Origin of the sequence: Rhodococcus artemisiae (genome assembly GCF_036327795.1) — a bacterium.
GTDB classification, from domain to species: domain Bacteria; phylum Actinomycetota; class Actinomycetes; order Mycobacteriales; family Mycobacteriaceae; genus Rhodococcus; species Rhodococcus artemisiae.
On record NZ_JAUTXY010000003.1, the window covers coordinates 504,294 to 520,564 of the forward strand.

General features: G+C 66.0%; 16 protein-coding genes. 7 read left to right on the plus strand and 9 right to left on the minus strand.

All coding sequences use genetic code 11. The features are described 5' to 3' along the window. Positions 1-297 precede the first annotated feature (297 nt). Positions 298-1,185, plus strand: a complete 888-nt coding sequence (locus Q7514_RS09930) for a molybdopterin-binding domain-containing protein (RefSeq protein ID WP_330133058.1) — start codon at positions 298-300, stop codon at positions 1,183-1,185. Positions 1,186-1,329: 144 nt separating this feature from the next. On the opposite strand, the gene glnA is transcribed toward Q7514_RS09930, so the two are convergent. Next, positions 1,330-2,766, minus strand: coding sequence for a type I glutamate--ammonia ligase (gene glnA / locus Q7514_RS09935; protein WP_330133059.1), 1,437 nt, complete (start codon positions 2,764-2,766; stop codon positions 1,330-1,332). A gap of 213 nt (positions 2,767-2,979) precedes the next feature. On the opposite strand from glnA, the gene Q7514_RS09940 reads away from it, so the two are divergent. Continuing rightward, positions 2,980-3,456: an RDD family protein gene (locus Q7514_RS09940; protein ID WP_330133060.1), complete on the plus strand. Its 477-nt coding sequence runs from the start codon at positions 2,980-2,982 to the stop codon at positions 3,454-3,456. Between the two features lie 68 nt (positions 3,457-3,524). Here the strand turns inward: Q7514_RS09940 and Q7514_RS09945 are convergent, their stop codons facing one another. The 5 genes from Q7514_RS09945 to Q7514_RS09965 all read right to left on the minus strand — a co-directional run bounded on the left by Q7514_RS09945 (position 3,525) and on the right by Q7514_RS09965 (position 9,804). Further along, a complete protein-coding gene (locus tag Q7514_RS09945; protein ID WP_330133061.1) occupies positions 3,525-4,265 on the minus strand; it encodes a DUF4191 domain-containing protein in 741 nt (246 codons plus the stop codon). Positions 4,266-4,324: 59 nt separating this feature from the next. Beyond that, positions 4,325-5,335 (minus strand): lipoyl synthase, encoded by a 1,011-nt coding sequence (gene lipA, locus Q7514_RS09950; RefSeq protein WP_330133062.1) that lies wholly within the window; start codon positions 5,333-5,335, stop codon positions 4,325-4,327. 54 nt (positions 5,336-5,389) lie between these two features. Beyond that, positions 5,390-6,169 (minus strand): lipoyl(octanoyl) transferase LipB, encoded by a 780-nt coding sequence (gene lipB, locus Q7514_RS09955; protein ID WP_330133063.1) that lies wholly within the window; start codon positions 6,167-6,169, stop codon positions 5,390-5,392. Between the two features lie 104 nt (positions 6,170-6,273). After that, complete coding sequence (sucB, locus tag Q7514_RS09960) at positions 6,274-7,983, minus strand: 2-oxoglutarate dehydrogenase, E2 component, dihydrolipoamide succinyltransferase (protein ID WP_330133064.1); 1,710 nt, start codon at positions 7,981-7,983, stop codon at positions 6,274-6,276. A gap of 309 nt (positions 7,984-8,292) precedes the next feature. Then, positions 8,293-9,804, minus strand: a complete 1,512-nt coding sequence (locus Q7514_RS09965; protein WP_330133065.1) for a leucyl aminopeptidase — start codon at positions 9,802-9,804, stop codon at positions 8,293-8,295. Positions 9,805-9,935: 131 nt separating this feature from the next. On the opposite strand from Q7514_RS09965, the gene gcvT reads away from it, so the two are divergent. Then, the gene (gene gcvT / locus Q7514_RS09970) at positions 9,936-11,036 is read left to right on the plus strand and encodes a glycine cleavage system aminomethyltransferase GcvT (protein ID WP_330133066.1); all 1,101 of its coding nucleotides are present in this window, start codon (positions 9,936-9,938) and stop codon (positions 11,034-11,036) included. A 32-nt stretch (positions 11,037-11,068) separates the two neighbouring features. Beyond that, the gene (locus Q7514_RS09975) at positions 11,069-12,175 is read left to right on the plus strand and encodes a branched-chain amino acid aminotransferase (protein ID WP_330133067.1); all 1,107 of its coding nucleotides are present in this window, start codon (positions 11,069-11,071) and stop codon (positions 12,173-12,175) included. Between the two features lie 61 nt (positions 12,176-12,236). Here Q7514_RS09975 and Q7514_RS09980 read toward each other — a convergent pair whose 3' ends face one another. After that, the gene (locus Q7514_RS09980; protein ID WP_330133108.1) at positions 12,237-12,998 is read right to left on the minus strand and encodes an adenosylcobinamide-GDP ribazoletransferase; all 762 of its coding nucleotides are present in this window, start codon (positions 12,996-12,998) and stop codon (positions 12,237-12,239) included. After that, a complete protein-coding gene (cobT, locus tag Q7514_RS09985; RefSeq protein WP_330133109.1) occupies positions 12,998-14,068 on the minus strand; it encodes a nicotinate-nucleotide--dimethylbenzimidazole phosphoribosyltransferase in 1,071 nt (356 codons plus the stop codon). The genes Q7514_RS09980 and cobT overlap by 1 nt, the downstream gene beginning before the upstream one ends. A gap of 193 nt (positions 14,069-14,261) precedes the next feature. Between cobT and Q7514_RS09990 the strand changes: the two genes are divergently transcribed. Further along, positions 14,262-14,495 (plus strand): hypothetical protein, encoded by a 234-nt coding sequence (locus Q7514_RS09990; RefSeq protein WP_330133068.1) that lies wholly within the window; start codon positions 14,262-14,264, stop codon positions 14,493-14,495. Between the two features lie 19 nt (positions 14,496-14,514). Here Q7514_RS09990 and Q7514_RS09995 read toward each other — a convergent pair whose 3' ends face one another. After that, positions 14,515-15,192 carry a DUF3043 domain-containing protein gene (locus tag Q7514_RS09995; RefSeq protein ID WP_330133069.1) on the minus strand — a complete coding sequence of 226 codons (678 nt, stop codon included), beginning with the start codon at positions 15,190-15,192 and terminating at the stop codon, positions 14,515-14,517. 154 nt (positions 15,193-15,346) lie between these two features. On the opposite strand from Q7514_RS09995, the gene Q7514_RS10000 reads away from it, so the two are divergent. Together Q7514_RS10000 and Q7514_RS10005 are read left to right on the plus strand one after the other, a co-directional pair. Beyond that, positions 15,347-15,697, plus strand: a complete 351-nt coding sequence (locus Q7514_RS10000; protein WP_054716384.1) for a HesB/IscA family protein — start codon at positions 15,347-15,349, stop codon at positions 15,695-15,697. An 81-nt stretch (positions 15,698-15,778) separates the two neighbouring features. Further along, positions 15,779-16,271 (plus strand): helix-turn-helix domain-containing protein (locus tag Q7514_RS10005; protein ID WP_330133070.1); only part of this gene is annotated, 493 nt, incomplete at its 3' end.

Sequence of the window (16,271 nt, forward strand, 5' to 3'; positions counted from 1 at the left end):
AGACAGGCGGCGACCACTGCCGCCGAGGGCAGAAGACCCCGATGCCGCCGAAATGTACAAACAAGGGCCACGGGCCGTCGGCCGTAGTCACAGTATGCCCATCACCAGCGAGTCCGGCGCTGGAATCGGCATTGCGGCGACTCGCTCTCGAACCGTGGGTCCGGCGCCGACCACGCTGCCACTGCGATGCGCCAGGCAGTCTTCCACACCAGCGGCCGAATCATGAACGAGCCCGCCTAGCTCTATCAGCTGTTCGCGCGTGCGTTCGGAACGAACAACCTGCCGGACTGCTCGAACATGCGCCATGAGGCCACCGGCGCCGGCATGACACCGGCCATCGGGATCGGCAAGTCGACGATCGGCTACGACGACTTCGGTAAGGCCCATCTGATCCGTAGCGGCGGCGACATGCACCTGATCCAGGCTGTCGCGAAGCGTGTTCTGCTCGCAGAGCAGAGCTCCCCCGGAACCGTACTCGAGAATGAATTCCTCGACACCCACTGCACAGGATTCGAGTCCGATCGCGACCACATTCTCTCGCTCGACGATCAGGAAGCTCTCGATGCCACCGGTTTGACCTCGGATCAGATCTCGTCGTCGGCGAGGCGGTATATCGAGTCGAACGCCACGATCATCACGTTGTGTCTCGGAATCACACAACACAAGAATGGGGTTGCCACGATTGCCGAGATCATGAACCTGCTGTTGTTGCGCGGCAATATCGGCAAACCGGGTGCAGGCGCCTCACCGATCCGCGGCCACAGCAACGTCCAAGGCGACCGCACCATGGGAATCTGGGAGCAGATGCCGGACGAGTTCCGCAATGCACTTGCAGCCGAGTTCCAATTCGATCCGCCACGAGAGCATGGCCTCGATACCGTCAACAGTGTGAACGCGGTCGAACGCGGTGATGTCAAGGTGATGGTGTCGATGGCCGGGAACATCGTCGCCGCCATCTCCGACTCGAAACGCGCTGAATACGGTATTGCCAAGGAGGACTGGACTGTTCAGGTGACTACCAAACTCAATCGCTCACACGTCGTCACCGGGCGTGAATCGCTGATCCTTCTGATGCACCGGGATTCCGTTGCGGATGTGTGCAATACGCCGACGTCCAAGAGGATCATCGTGCGACTCGCACCCGGTGCCGAAGCTGTCCACACCGGACGCCCTGTCGCAACCTGACACGTTGTGGTGGCGGTGGTGCGGCGAATCCGAGAAGAGCGGGGACCTTCACAGACATGAAAATGAGAGTCACCCACGGCATTCCGTGGGTGACTCTCGTTTCAGAGCGCAGATCCATCCGGTCTGCGTTCGAGTATCAACGACTCAGCAGTCGAAGTACAGCTGGAATTCGTAGGGGTGCGGGCGCAGGTTGACCGGAGCGATCTCCTGCTCACGCTTGAGTGAGATCCAGGTCTCGATCAGGTCGGTGGTGAACACGCCACCCTCGGTGAGGTACTCGTGGTCGGCCTCGAGACGGTCGATGACCGCGGGCAGCGACGTAGGAGCCTGCGGGATGTTCTTGGCCTCCTCCGGCGGAAGCTCGTAGAGGTCCTTGTCGACCGGAGCGAGCGGCTCGATCTTGTTCTTGATGCCGTCGAGGCCGGCCATCATCTGAGCTGCGAAGTTCAGGTAAGGGTTGCCCGAGGAGTCCGGCGCGCGGAACTCGAGGCGTTTGGCCTTCGGGTTGTTGCCCGTGATCGGGATACGGACCGCAGCCGAACGGTTGCGCTGGCTGTACACCAGGTTGATCGGAGCCTCGTAGCCCGGAACAAGGCGGTGGTACGAGTTGATCGTCGGGTTGGTGAACGCGAGCAGCGACGGCGCGTGATGCAGGATGCCGCCGATGTACCAGCGGGCGAGATCCGACAGGCCTGCGTAGCCGGCCTCATCGTGGAACAGCGGCTTGCCGTCCTTCCACAGCGACTGGTGGACGTGCATGCCCGAGCCGTTGTCGCCGAAGAGCGGCTTCGGCATGAAGGTTGCAGTCTTGCCGTGCTGCCATGCGGTGTTCTTGACGATGTACTTGAACAGCTGCAGGTCATCGGCGGCCGAGAGCAGCGTGTTGAACTTGTAGTTGATCTCGGCCTGGCCGCCGGTGCCGACCTCGTGGTGGCCGCGTTCGAGCTCGAAGCCCGCATTCGACAGGTTGGTGGAGATCGCGTCGCGGAGGTCGACGTAATGGTCGTACGGCGCGACGGGGAAGTAGCCACCCTTCGGGCGGACCTTGTAGCCGCGGTTGGCGGAGCCGTCGGCGTTGTAGTCGGCACCGGTGTTCCACGAGCCCGAGATGGAGTCGACCTCGTAGAACGCACCGTTGATGGCGGAGTCGTAGCGGACCGAGTCGAAAATGTAGAACTCGGCCTCGGCGCCGAAGAACGCGGTATCGGCGATGCCGGTGCTGGCGAGATATTCCTCCGCCTTGCGAGCGACGTTGCGCGGGTCGCGGCTGTAGGACTCACGAGTGAACGGATCGTGGACGAAGAAGCTGACATTCAGCGTCTTGGCTGCGCGGAAGGGGTCCAGGCGTGCGGTGGTCACGTCGGGAAGGAGCAGCATGTCGGACTCGTGGATCGACTGGAATCCGCGGACGGATGATCCGTCGAATGCCAAACCGTCTTCGAAGACATCCTGGTTGAATGCCTTCGCGGGGATGGAGAAGTGCTGTTCGATGCCGGGCAGGTCCGTGAAGCGGACGTCGACGTATTCGACATTTTCGTCCGCGATGAACTTGATGACCTCTTCGGCCGTGGTGAACGCCACGCTTGTGCTCCTTCAGTCGGTGCGCGCCATTTGGTGCTGGGCGCCTGCGTCGGATCAGACCGTATTGACCCGGTGTTGCCCGGTCGTCAAACCTATGTTTCGCCGGTGTTACACATCAGGTTGCCCTGGTGTGAGGCCCGAAGAACGTGGTAGAGGTCACCGACGGGTGCATGGGTCTGCCCTGGTCCGCACGTACCAGACTATCCTGGACCCATGGCGCGGATGACGGGTAGTTGGCTATCGGGCCCCTCGGCGGCTCTTCCCCAGGGACAGGGCGGGGAGCAGAAGTATCCCGGGGAGTGGCTCGGGCTCCCGGAACACGGCCCGGGTGCGCTCGTCTCGTCGGCGAAGCGGGTCCTCGCGCTGGTCATCGACTGGTTCTCGTCGATGGCGATCGCGATGGCACTGGTGGGCGACAACCCACTCGAGAGCCCGTTGTTGTCTGCATACACGCTTCTCATCTGGTGCGGTGTAGGCATCGTCACAGTGACGTTGTTCTCGTTCACACCGGGGCAGTTCATCGCGGGGATCCAGGTGGTCCGCGTGGATGCACCCGCTCGCGTCGGACTCATCCGTGCCTTTGCGCGGCAGATCCTGCTCGTCTTCATCGCTCCGGCTCTGGTCACCGACATCGACGGCAGGGGCCTGCAAGACCGCGCGACCGGCACCGCACTCGTGCGTTCGCGCTGACTTCCTGCAATGGCCGAGAGCCGTCGTCCCGATCGGGACGACGGCTCTCGGCTGTTCGGCACGGTGGTTCAGCGGCGGCGCATGGTGCGCTGCACGCTCCGCATCTTCGCGCCCGCCGGCAGCGGACCCTTCGGCATCGCAGGGCCGCTCTTCTTGGTGCTCAGCGCCGACAGACGGCCTTCGATCGCATCCATCCGCTTGGTGTCGATGTTGCGAGGAAGCTTGTTCAACTGTTTCTGCAGCTGCGCCAGAGGGATCTGGCCTTCCTCGTTGCCGACGGTGAACTCGTAGATAGGAGTGTCACCGATGAGGCGCGCAACGCGCTTCTTCTCCTGCGCCATCAGCGGCTTGATCCGACCCGGGTTGCCCTCGCCGACGAGGATGACCCCGGGCCGACCGATCACTCGATGCAGTGCGTCGAGTTGGGTGGTGCCGGCGACGGCCTGTGAGACGCGCCAGGCGCCCTGAAGATTGTCGAGCGCCCACGCTGCCGCGCCTGCCTGACCGTCGGCCTTCTTGTAGACGGTCTTCTGAACGCGACGCCCGAAGATGATGAACGCTGCGAGGACACCGACGAGGATGCCGATCGGCAACAGGAACCACTGGATGCTGAAGATCAGCCCGATCACGAAGAACACGACGATCGAAGCGACAAGCACACCGATCATCCACGGCAGAAGCGCCTTGTCTTCCTTGCGCTGAATCTGGAAGGCCTGCCACAGCTGTGTGCGACGCTCCTTCGATGCCTGCTTGCGCGCGGCTTTCGCCGCGGCCTTCGCTTCCTTGTCGGTCTTGCTGCCCTTCGCCATGACTACCAGGATACTTTCTCTGCGATGGACTGCCTGCCACCGCGGTACCGTTCCCGTTGCTAGCTTCCGAAGCGGGCGAGAACCGAGCTGGCTTCCTGGCTCGCGGAGCCCTCCTGTGCGAGATGCGCCTGACCGGCGGGCAGTTCTCGACCGTGGTGAGCCATCGCCTGCGCGTACAGGCGTCCGGCGCGGTACGACGAGCGCACCAGTGGCCCCGCCATCACACCTGCGAAGCCGATCTTCTCGGCCATCTCGGAGTGGGCGACGAACTCCTCGGGCTTGACCCACCGCTCGACGGGATGATGCCGCGGTGACGGGCGCAGGTACTGCGTGATCGTGATGATGTCGCAGCCGGCGTCGTGCAGGTCATGCAGCGCTTCGGTGACCTCGTCGGGAGTCTCGCCCATTCCCAGAATCAGGTTGGATTTGGTGACGAGCCCGAACTCGCGGGCAGCGGTGATCACATCCAGGGACCTTTGGTAGCGGAACGCGGGACGGATCCTCTTGAAGATGCGCGGGACGGTCTCGACGTTGTGCGCGAGAACCTCCGGCCGCGAGTCGAAGACTTCCTGCAGGAGTTCGGGCTTGCCGTTGAAATCCGGAATCAGGTTCTCGACGCCGGTTCCAGGATTGAGCTCGTGGATCTTGCGAACTGTCTCTGCGTACAGCCAGGCGCCGCCATCGGGGAGATCGTCGCGGGCGACACCGGTGATCGTCGAGTAGCGCAGTCCCATCGCCTGCACCGATTCGGCGACGCGACGCGGCTCGTCGCGGTCGAGCGCGGCGGGCTTGCCGGTGTCGATCTGGCAGAAGTCGCAGCGGCGGGTGCACTGCTCACCACCGATCAGGAAGGTGGCCTCGCGGTCTTCCCAGCATTCGTAGATGTTGGGACACCCTGCTTCCTCGCAGACCGTGTGCAGGCCCTCACGCCGCACGAGGCCTTTCAGGTCGGTGTACTCCGGACCCATCTTGGCGCGGGTCTTGATCCAATTGGGCTTACGTTCGATAGGCGTCTGCGCGTTCCGGGTCTCGATCCGCAGCAGCTTGCGTCCTTCTGGGGCGACAGTCACGCCATCGATGGTACGCCCGAGCACCAGGTGAAACTTCTTCCGGGTGTGGACATGTCAGAACCGGTGAGTAGTGAACTCCGGTGTGGTCGGATCAGGTGCAGCAGCTGAGACAGCCTGCTCGAAGGTGACCCGTTCGATGTTGCACTCGGTGACCGGAAGTCGGCCGTCGAGCGCCGCGACGACCGCGTCGGTCACCGCCGGAACGACCTCGTGCACTGTCACGTCGCGACCGAGTTCGCCCGTGAGAGAGGCAACTCCCGCGTCGCGGATACCGCACGGGACGATCGAGTCGAACGCGTCGAGTGCGGAGTCGCAATTGAGGGCGAACCCGTGCATCGCGACACCGCGCTGCACGCGTATACCGATCGCGGCGATCTTTCGTTCGGCGAGCCACCGCCCGTCGCGCAGTTCTGCGGGCAGCCACACACCGGAGCGGCCTTCGACGCGTCCGCACACCAGTCCCATGTCGGTGCACACGGCAATCAGTGCCTGCTCGATCCGCCGGACGTAGTCGACGACGTCGATCGGCTCGGCGAGCCGGACGATCGGATAGCCGACGAGCTGACCGGGACCGTGCCACGTGATCTTCCCGCCCCGATCGACGTCGATGACCGGAGTGCCGTCGGAGGGGCGGTCGGAATCTTCGGTCCGCCTACCTGCGGTGTACACGGGTGGGTGCTCGAGAAGGAGCAGAGTGTCCGCGCCGATGCCGTCGGCACGTTCGGCAGCGAGCTCGCGCTGACGTTCCCAGGCTTCGAGGTAACCGATCAGGCCCAGCTGAGCTACAACGACCGGTGCGGAGTCGAGACGTGCGGAGGACGTGGCATTGCTCATAGGTGTCGACATTACGCCGCAGTGCAGGAGGCGGGGGTGCCGTCGAATCGACGACACCCCCGCCTCGGTCACTCCATTGTGTAGCTACAGCTCTGCTGGGCGCATCACAGACCGAGATCGGCCTCGAACGCGCCCTCCTCGAGACGATGCTTGATCGTCTTGAGGAACCGTCCGGCGTCGGCACCGTCGACGAGTCGGTGATCGTAGGTGAGCGGCAGGTAGCACATCGACCGCACACCGATCGATTCGTTGCCGGTCTCGTCCTGGACGACAACCGGGCGCTTGACGATCGCACCCGTTCCAAGCATGCCGGCCTGCGGCGGAACCAGGATCGGGGTGTCGAACAGGGCGCCCTGGCTCCCGATGTTCGTGATGGTGAAGGTGCCACCGGAGAGCTCGTCGGGCTTGAGGCCACCATTACGCGAGCGCTCGGCGATATCTGCGATCGCACGTGCGAGACCGCCCAGCGACAGGTCGCCGGCGTTGTGGATCACCGGGGAGAGCAGGCCCTGCTCGGTGTCCACGGCGATACCGAGGTGCTCGGCCGCGTGGTAAGTGATCTGCTTGTTGGCCTCGTCGTACGACGCGTTGATGTTCGGGTGCACCTTGAGTGCCTCGACAACGGCCTTCGCGAAGAACGGCAGGTACGTCAGGTTGACGCCCTCACGCTCGGCGAAGGACTTCTTCGCCTGGGCGCGCAACTGTGCGATCTTGGTGACGTCCACCTCGAAGGTCTGTGTGAGCTGCGCGGTGTTCTGCAGCGACTCGCGGGTCTTCGTCGCGGTGATCTGGCGGATGCGGTTGGCCTTCTGCGTGGTTCCACGCAGATTCGCCAGCTCAGGCCGCACACCCGGAGCAACTCCGGACGCGGTCGCTGAGGCAGGTGCTGCTGCGGCGGGTGCTGTGGCAGCAGGAGCCGCCTTCTTCGCCTCCGCGGCTGCGAGTACGTCCTGTTTGCGGATACGCCCGCCGACGCCGGTGCCCTTGACAGTGGACAGGTCGACATTGTGCTGCGAGGCGAGCTTGCGCACGAGCGGCGTGACATACGGCGTCGCATCGCCCGACGGTGCTGCTGCGGCGGGAGCCGGGGCAGCAGATGCGGGCGCTGCCGCGGGTGCAGAAGCAGCCGGAGCGGGAGCCGTCGCTGCCGGCGCGGGTGCTGCAGCAGGTGCGGGTGCGGCCGGTGCGGGTGCGGCGGGGGCCTCGGCAGGAGTCTCGGAGCCGATGACGGCGAGCCGGCCGCCGACCTCGACGGTGTCGTCTTCCTGTGCGGAGATCTCGGTGAGGATCCCGGCGACGGGGGACGGAATCTCGGTGTCGACCTTGTCGGTGGAGACCTCGAGGAGGGGTTCGTCGACGGCGACCTCGTCGCCGATGGCCTTGAGCCAGCGGGTGACGGTGCCTTCGGTGACGGATTCGCCGAGTGCAGGCATGGTGACGAGGGTGCCCGCACCGTTGCCGTTCGACTGCGCGGGTGCGGCGGGAGCCGGTGCGGCCTCGGCGGCGGGCGCAGGTGCCTCGGTTGCAGGAGCAGCTGCTTCGGCTGCAGGGGCGGGTGCGCTACCCGCGGATTCGCCTTCGTCGCCGATCTGTGCGAGCTCGCCGCCGATCTCGACGGTGTCGTCTTCCTGAGCGACGATCTTGATCAGCACGCCGGCAGCGGGAGACGGGATCTCGGTGTCGACCTTGTCCGTGGAGACTTCGAGCAGCGGCTCATCGACTTCGACCGTGTCTCCTTCCTGCTTGAGCCATCGCGTGACAGTTCCCTCGGTGACGCTCTCACCAAGCGCTGGCATCTGGACGGAGAAGGCCATGTCTGTTGACTCCTCGACGGTTGTGTTCGGGTGTGTTGAGTTGTACCGACTCGTGGGTGTCGACCATTGTGTGGTCGCGCTCCCATTGTGCTCGAGGCCGGGGACTCGTGCGGTTGGTTCAGGTGTTCTCGTGGGCCGATACCGGAGGAGGCATGCCCGGAACCATCCTTGCACTCGTCGCCATCGGATGTTCGACGAGGGGCGGATCTGCTCACACCGCTTTCGTGGTGTGTCCGCCCCCACGCGGCCGTCCCACCCGCCTCAGGGGGACGGCCGCGTCGACCTCACGGCAGTAATGGGCGACTGTCGTCATCCGTGATCTGCGATGTCCTCGATGGCCGCGAGCATCGTGCGCACCGGCACGCCGGTGCCGCCCTTACCGACGTACCCGAACGGGCCCCCGGTGTTGAAAGCCGGGCCGGCGACGTCGATGTGGACCCATTGGACGCCATCGGAGACGAACTCCTTCAGGAACAGCCCCGCGGTCAGCATGCCGCCCCAGCGGTTCGGGCCGACGTTCGCGAGGTCGGCGACCCGCGACTCGAGATCCGAGCTCATATACTTCGGCAGCGGCATCGCCCAGCCGTTCTCACCGACCTCCTGCGACAGCGCCGCGACCCGGTCGCGGAACTCCTCGGTACCCATCACGCCGGGCGTGCGAGTGCCGAGCGCCACCATCTGCGCACCGGTCAGCGTCGCGGTGTCGATCAGGTAATCGGGCTCGTCCTCGCACGCGCGCACGATGGCGTCGGCGAGAATCAGCCGGCCCTCGGCGTCGGTGTTGATCACCTCGACGGTGGTGCCGCCGTACTGGGTCAGGACATCGCCGGGACGCTGCGCTGTCGACGACGGCATGTTCTCGGCCATCGGCACCGTGGCGGTGACGTCGACGGCAACCCCCAGCTTCGCGGCGAGCACCACGGTCGCGACGACGGCTGCGGCACCCGCCATGTCGGAGGTCATCGCCTCCATGCCGGCGGCCGGCTTGATCGAGATGCCGCCGGTGTCGAAGGTGACACCCTTGCCGACGAGCGCAACCTTCGGGGCCTTGCGCTTCTTCGAGGCGTACGACAGGCGCACGAGCCGCGGTGGCCGCGACGACCCCTTGCCGACCCCGACGATGCCGCCGAAGCCCTGCTTCTCCAGGGCCTTCTCGTCGAGCACCTCGACCTTCAGTCCTGCCGCCTCACCGAGAGCTTTCGCGCGCTCGGCGAAGGACGCCGGGTACAGGTGGCTGGGCGGGGTGTTGACGAACTCGCGGGCGGTTGCGACAGCTTCCGCAATCGCGTTCGACCGCACGAGTGCGGCCTTGGCGGCGCGATCACGGGTCGAGGCAACCAGCAGTTCGATCCGCGACGGCGGTTTCTTGTCGGCACCGGGCGCCGACTTCTCCGACCGGAACTCGGTGTAGGTGTACGCGCCGAGGGCGAAGCCCTCCGCGGCGGCACCGAGGTCGACGGCGGACAGGGTGGTCGCCACGGTGGCGGCACCGGCCAGTGCGCGGGAGGCGGCCCCCGCTGCGCGACGCACCTGCTCGGCGTCGATCCCGTCGGCGGCGCCGAGACCGACGGCCACGACACTCGCGACGGGGAGTTCGGCGGGTGCGGGCACGCGGGTGATCTCCTCCGCGCGACCGGTGGCTCCGACTGCCTGCACCGCGTCGAGAATGCTCCCGAGCACGTCTTCGTCGATCACGCCGTCGCCGAGCAGGACCTCGGGGTTTCCGTCGGACGACGTCAGGCCGACGACGAGTACGTCGGCTCGCTTCGATACCGAGCCGGCGAGAACGAGTTCGGGCAACTCCGGGGTCGGTGCGCTCACTGGGCAACTCCTAGGCAGACGAGGGTGACGCAAGAAGGTGGTCCCGAACGATGCTAGTGATCGCGCGGACATGTCGTGGGTGTGGCCGGACAGAACCGCGTCGCGCAGCGGGTCGACTAGCCTCATGTCACATGAGCGACCAGGAATTGCAGCGGGGTCCGATCCATGCCGTTCATGTCGAACTCGGCGCGACATTCGCGCCGTTCGGCGGGTGGGAGATGCCCGTGTCCTACGCGGGCACGGTCTCCGAGCACACGGCGGTCCGTGAGAACGTGGGCCTGTTCGACGTCAGTCATCTCGGCAAGGCACTGGTGGCCGGACCGAGCGCCGCAGAGTTCGTGAACTCGGCCCTCACCAACGACCTGGCGAAGATCGGACCCGGCAAGGCGCAGTACACCCTGTGCTGCACGGAATCCGGCGGGGTCATCGACGACCTCATCGTCTACTACGTGTCGGACGAGGAACTCTTCCTCGTGCCGAACGCCGCGAACACCGCAGCGGTCGTCGCGGAACTCGTCGCGAAGGCACCGGACGGCATCACCGTCACCGATCAGCATCGCGACTACGCAGTCCTGGCGGTGCAGGGCCCGAGATCCGCCGACATCCTGACGGAACTGGGATTGCCGACGGACATCTCATACATGGGGTTCGTGGACGCGGAGTGGAACGGCACACCCGTGCGCGTGTGCCGCAGCGGCTACACCGGCGAACGCGGATTCGAGGTTCTGCCGGCCTGGGACGGCGCCGAGGCGTTGTTCCGTGCGCTGGAAATGGCAGTGCGTGCCGCGGGGGGTCAGGTCGCAGGTCTAGGCGCCCGCGACACCCTGCGTACCGAGATGGGGTACCCGCTGCACGGGCACGAGCTGTCGCTCGCGATCTCGCCGCTGCAGGCCCGCACCGGCTGGGCAGTCGGTTGGAAGAAGCCGGAGTTCTGGGGTCGGGAGGCGTTGCTCGAGGAGAAAGAGGCGGGTCCGAAGCGTCGACTGTGGGGTATCAGGGCTCTCGATCGCGGAGTGCTGCGGCAGGGCCAGACGGTCCTGAAGGACGGTGCGGCAGTGGGTGAAACCACCTCGGGTACCTTCTCTCCGACCCTCAAGACCGGAATCGCACTCGCTCTGCTCGACACGGACGCCGGGCTTGCGGTCGGTGACCAGGTGAGCGTCGACGTGCGTGGCCGCTCGCTTCGTGCCGAGGTGGTCGCTCCGCCGTTCGTCGCGGACCACACCAAATAGGCGTCGGAGACGATTGGTTACCATTGTCATTCATGACAGGTGTCCTCGAATTCGCTCGCGTCCCGCATCCCTCACCGACTTCCGCGGAGCGGCGCCAGGAGATCCTGGCCGATCCCGGCTTCGGCCGGTACTTCACCGACCACATGGTGACGATCACCTACACCGAGGGCACCGGTTGGCACGACGCGAAGGTGGAGCCCTATGCGCCCATCTCGCTGGACCCCGCCGCGATGGTGCTGCACTACGGCCAGTCGATCTTCGAAGGGCTCAAGGCATACCGGCAGAGCGACGGCAGTATCGCGTCGTTCCGTGTCGAGGCCAACGCCGCCCGGTTCAACCGGTCGGCCGACCGCATCGCGATGCCGCATCTGCCCGAGGAACTGTTCGCCCGGTCGATCACCGAACTGCTGGACGTCGATCACGAATGGGTCCCCGAGGCCGGCGGTGAATCATCGCTCTACCTTCGCCCTTACATGTTCGCGACCGAGCCGGCGCTCGGGGTTCGCCCCTCGGCCGAGTACAAGTACCTGCTCATCGCCTCTCCCGCCGGTGCGTACTTCCCTCGCGGGGTCAAGCCGGTGAGTGTGTGGCTCTCGCGTGAGTACGTGCGCGCCGCACCGGGAGGTACGGGTGCCGCCAAGTTCGCGGGCAACTACGCGGCTTCGCTGGTCGCGCAGGCGCATGCCTCGGAGCAGGGCTGCGACCAGGTCGTGTGGCTCGACGCCATCGAGCGGAAGTACGTCGAAGAGATGGGCGGCATGAATCTGTACTTCGTGTACGGCTCGGGCCCCGACGCGCGCCTCGTGACCCCCGCGTTGTCGGGTTCGCTGCTGCCGGGCATCACCCGCGATTCGCTGCTCACGCTCGCGATGGATTCGGGCCTGTCGGTCGAGGAGCAGCGCATCAGCACCGAAGAATGGCGCGAGAAGGCGGCCTCCGGCGAGATCACCGAGGTATTCGCGTGCGGCACGGCTGCGGTGATCACGCCGGTCGGGAGCGTCAAGGACCGCGACGGTGAGTTCAGCATCGCCGGGGGGGAGCCCGGACCGATCACGATGGCGTTGCGCGACACGCTGACCGGAATTCAGCGCGGAACGTTCGCCGACACGCACGGTTGGATGACGACCCTGCGCGCGTGAGTCAGGCACAGGAAAGTGGGCGTGTCCGTCGATGACGGGCACGCCCACTTCCCATAGAAGATCAGACAGCGCACGCGGCGACGACGGCGAGCAGGGCCACGCACCCTTCAGTGGTCGCACCGAGAATGTCCCCGCCCACGCCACCGAATCGGGTTGCGCAGTGCCTCACGAACCACCACGACAGAGCCAGCGCCGCGCCCACCGCGACCGGGCCGAGCCACAGTGGCCCCGGCATGCACACGGCCGCGGCGGCCATCGCGATGAGGCTCCACGCTCCGATCGCCACGGGCCCTTGAGAATCGGCGACGAGCGCACCGAATCGGCTGCCCTCGGCGGCGTGGAGCCCTCGCCTGCATGCCGGCACGACTGTCACCCGACCGAACGCGACGGCGAACCCGATCGCCGCCCACGAATCCGCGCCGGCGAGCGCACCGAACGCCGCGGCCTGCAGAGCGAGCACGACAATCAGCGCGGCCACTCCGAACGGGCCCGCGCCCCCGGACTTCATCACCTCACGAGCACGCTCGGGAGGACCGTAGCAACCCAGTCCGTCTGCGGTGTCTGCGAGACCGTCGATGTGCATGCCGCGGGTCGCGAGGGCAAGGAATCCGACACAGGCGAATCCGATGATCCCCGCGTTGCCCCCTGCAGTCGAGACCACCCACGCCACTGCCGTCGCTGCGCCGCCGAGGACCAGCCCGGCGACGGGCGCGGCACGGATCGCACGAGCCGCGACTGCCCGATCCACTTCGTGTGGACCGCGCACGGGCGCGACCGTCAGCCACGACAGTGCCAATGCGACACCGCCGAGCGCATGACGCATCAACTGTCGGCGGGTTCGGTGGGAGAGCCTGCCGCGTCACGGGTCGTCACGCCGGCGTCGGCGAAGGTCGCCATGTTCGTCAGGATCGAGACAGCACCCCTGAGGATGGGTAGCGCGGTGACGGCACCCGATCCTTCACCGAGTCGCATATCGAACTCGACGATCGGTTCGAGCCGGAGGTGACGGAGGGCAATGCTGTGAGAGGGTTCCGACGACCGGTGTCCTGCAACCCACCAGCGGCGCGCACCTGGCGCGAGTTCCTCTGCCAGCATCGCTGCCGCGGTGACGACCACCCCGTCGAGGACCACAGGTGTGCGACGTACTGCGGCCTGCGCGAGATACCCGGCCATCGCGGCGAGGTCGGCACCACCGGCGGTCCGCAGCAGCGCGACCGGATTCTTCACGAACGGGCGTGCCCTCCGCATCGCATCGCGGATGGCGGAAACCTTGCGCATCCATCCGGCATCGTCGATACCGGTGCCACGTCCCACCGCGGCGACCGGTTCGGTCGAGGTCAGGGTCGCGATCAGAACGGTCGCCGGGGTCGTGTTGCCGATCCCCATGTCGCCGGCGATCAGAAGATCGGCGCCCTCGTCCACCTCACGATCGGCGATCGCGCGACCCGCTGCGATCGCGCGCATCGTCTCCTCGTGGGTCAGCGCATCCTCGCGGTCGATGCAGCCGCTCGACCGACGGATCTTGTAGGCCGACACCTCCGGGGCCGTGTCGGAGTCGACCGCCATGTCCGCGACTCGGACGTGTGCGCCGGCATTGGCGGCCAGGACGTTCACCGCGGCGCCACCGGCGACGAGATTCGCGACCATCTGGGCTGTCACCTCCGGCGGATACGCCGAAACTCCGGTGCGCGCGACACCGTGGTCACCCGCGAAGACCACGACTCGTGGCTGTCGGAACTGGCGGGGCGGGACTTCGCCCTGACATGACGACACCCAGCAGCCGAACTCCTCGAGCCGCCCCAGTGATCCGGCCGGTTTGGTGAGATCACGCTGCCGAGCCTCCGCTTGCAGGTAGATCTCTCGATCCGGAGCGGCAATGGCCGGAAAGTCGATGTCGGCAGGGTCTGCCGTCTTGTCCGGCCCAACCGTCCTGTCCGGAACTGGCGTGGGATCACTGCTCACAGGTCACCTCTCACGTGGGTCTTCACCGACTAGACGCTATCAACAGCGGCTCTGGCAGAAAAACGGCGCTACATGTCGTTTCTGCCACTGTCGACGCGCGGCTCCGGTGCGAAGAATCGACACCATGTTGGAACTCGTCCTGGTTGCGGTCGTGCTGGCGGCATTCGCCGGCGGCCTCGAAATCGTTCGTCGCGTGCGCGTACGGATTCCCCGTTGGGTGACCCGAGCATCGCTGCGCTACAACTATTTCCGTCCCACCGATGCGACACGGCCGCGGTCTCGCGCGCCTGGTGACGCCGATTCCGCGGCCGAATCCTTGCCTGCCGTGTTGCAGTCGCGCGGTGCACCGCACAACTGATGTATCCCGGTGAGCCCGGTCAGATCGCGTCGCCGGGCTTGACCCGAGGGAGCGGTGCCCGCAACTTCCGGATCTGCGATGCGCGCACGAACGCGTACCAGCCGAGTCCGAAGCCACCGTCGGTGGAATCCGGGAATCGCGCTCGCGCCTTCTTGTTGACCATCCGCCCGAGGTAGATGCCTTCGATGACCATCAGCAGCATCATCACGAACATCGCGAGGGTGACGTACTGCTGAATGACCGGCCCGAGGAACATCGTCATGATGAGAACCAGTGCGAGGGGCATGAACAGTCCGACGAGATTGCGGCGACTGTCGACGATGTCGCGGACGTAGGCGCGCACCGGACCGCGGTCGCGGGGGAGGAGGAACTTCTCCTCGCCGGCGAGCATGCGGTTGCGGCGCTCGGATGCGGAGGCGCGACGCTGCGCGGACTCCGCCTTGCGCTGGTCCTTCGACTTGGACTTACGTGCTGCCTTACGACGTGCGCGTGCCTCCTTGGCCGTGAGGGGAGCCGGTGCGACCGGGCCGCGACGCTTGCCCTCGGCATCGCGTCGTTTGGGTGTCGGGCGCCCCTTGCCCTCGGTAACCCTCGAGGACGACGCAGCCTGCGTCGCATCCTCCTCGGAGGGAGCCTCGGGCACGGACACTTCCGGCTTGTCGGAGTCGTCGGAACCACCGCGGCGTAGCAACTTCACTCTTCCAGGCTATATGGATACTGGGGAGAACCGGAAAACTGCCCAGCGGAGCCACCCGAGATGTGAGGAATGTGAGCAACTCATGCATGAGGAATAGATTCGCGCGCGGTACCGTTGACACATCCGGGTTGAATTCGAACGACAGGGAGCGCCCATGACTGTCCAGCAAGAGACCGCCACCCACGGCGTCATCATGACCGAGGCTGCCTCCGCGAAGGCGAAGGCTCTTCTCGACCAGGAGGGGCGCGACGATCTCGCGCTGCGCATCGCGGTGCAGCCCGGTGGTTGCGCCGGCCTCCGTTACCAGTTGTTCTTCGACGACCGATCCCTCGACGGCGACCTCACCGTCGACTTCGGCGGCGTCAGCCTCGCCGTCGATCGGATGAGCGCTCCCTACGTCGAGGGCGCGTCCATCGACTTCGTCGACACGATCGAGAAGCAGGGTTTCACGATCGACAACCCGCAAGCCACCGGTTCCTGCGCCTGCGGCGATTCGTTCAACTGATTCGACCGTCAGGGCCCCGGCACGTAAAACGGCGGGTTCACATGATCGTCGCAACACTCTCAACGAGAGGTTGCGACGATCATGTCGTTTACGGAGGACCGCGACCGGTTCGGTGACCAACTGGCACGGCTGATCGATGCCGGGGTTCCGGTGAAAGAGGCCGCGGTCGCGATCGGGCTGCCCCGGCAGCGGTGCTACGCGATCTTGAGGGCAGTCGGCCGGCCGGTGGGTAAGCCCCGCAGCCGGACCGGTGGCCCCGACCCTCGGCTGATCGTGACCGTCTACGAGCGGACCTGCTCGATCAATCAGGCAGCGAAGGCATCTGGGGTAGCGCACTCGGTAGCCCGCCGGGTCCTGGTGGACGAGGGACTGGTCAGCAGGGAGAAGATCCCACCGAAGGGTAAACCCGAGGCGAAACGTCGTTGTCTGGAGTTGATCGCTTCGGGGTGGTCGACCACACGAGCAGCACGTGAGGTCGGGGTCAACGAGCGCACCGCCCGGGACTGGCGTCGGGGAATCCGGCATTCCGGCTCAGGCAACAGGCGGGTCCATCCGGACGGCCGAGTCGTGGACT

What these genes read in the sequence shown, in the direction of transcription:
- Q7514_RS09930 (WP_330133058.1), top strand. Translation starts at nt 298, where the DNA reads ATGCGCCATGAGGCCACCGGCGCCGGCATGACACCGGCCATCGGGATC.
- Q7514_RS09940 (WP_330133060.1), top strand. Translation starts at nt 2,980, where the DNA reads ATGGCGCGGATGACGGGTAGTTGGCTATCGGGCCCCTCGGCGGCTCTT.
- Q7514_RS09945 (WP_330133061.1), bottom strand. Translation starts at nt 4,265, where the DNA reads ATGGCGAAGGGCAGCAAGACCGACAAGGAAGCGAAGGCCGCGGCGAAA.
- lipB (WP_330133063.1), bottom strand. Translation starts at nt 6,169, where the DNA reads ATGAGCAATGCCACGTCCTCCGCACGTCTCGACTCCGCACCGGTCGTT.
- sucB (WP_330133064.1), bottom strand. Translation starts at nt 7,983, where the DNA reads ATGGCCTTCTCCGTCCAGATGCCAGCGCTTGGTGAGAGCGTCACCGAG.
- gcvT (WP_330133066.1), top strand. Translation starts at nt 9,936, where the DNA reads ATGAGCGACCAGGAATTGCAGCGGGGTCCGATCCATGCCGTTCATGTC.
- Q7514_RS09975 (WP_330133067.1), top strand. Translation starts at nt 11,069, where the DNA reads ATGACAGGTGTCCTCGAATTCGCTCGCGTCCCGCATCCCTCACCGACT.
- Q7514_RS09980 (WP_330133108.1), bottom strand. Translation starts at nt 12,998, where the DNA reads ATGCGTCATGCGCTCGGCGGTGTCGCATTGGCACTGTCGTGGCTGACG.
- Q7514_RS09990 (WP_330133068.1), top strand. Translation starts at nt 14,262, where the DNA reads ATGTTGGAACTCGTCCTGGTTGCGGTCGTGCTGGCGGCATTCGCCGGC.
- Q7514_RS10000 (WP_054716384.1), top strand. Translation starts at nt 15,347, where the DNA reads ATGACTGTCCAGCAAGAGACCGCCACCCACGGCGTCATCATGACCGAG.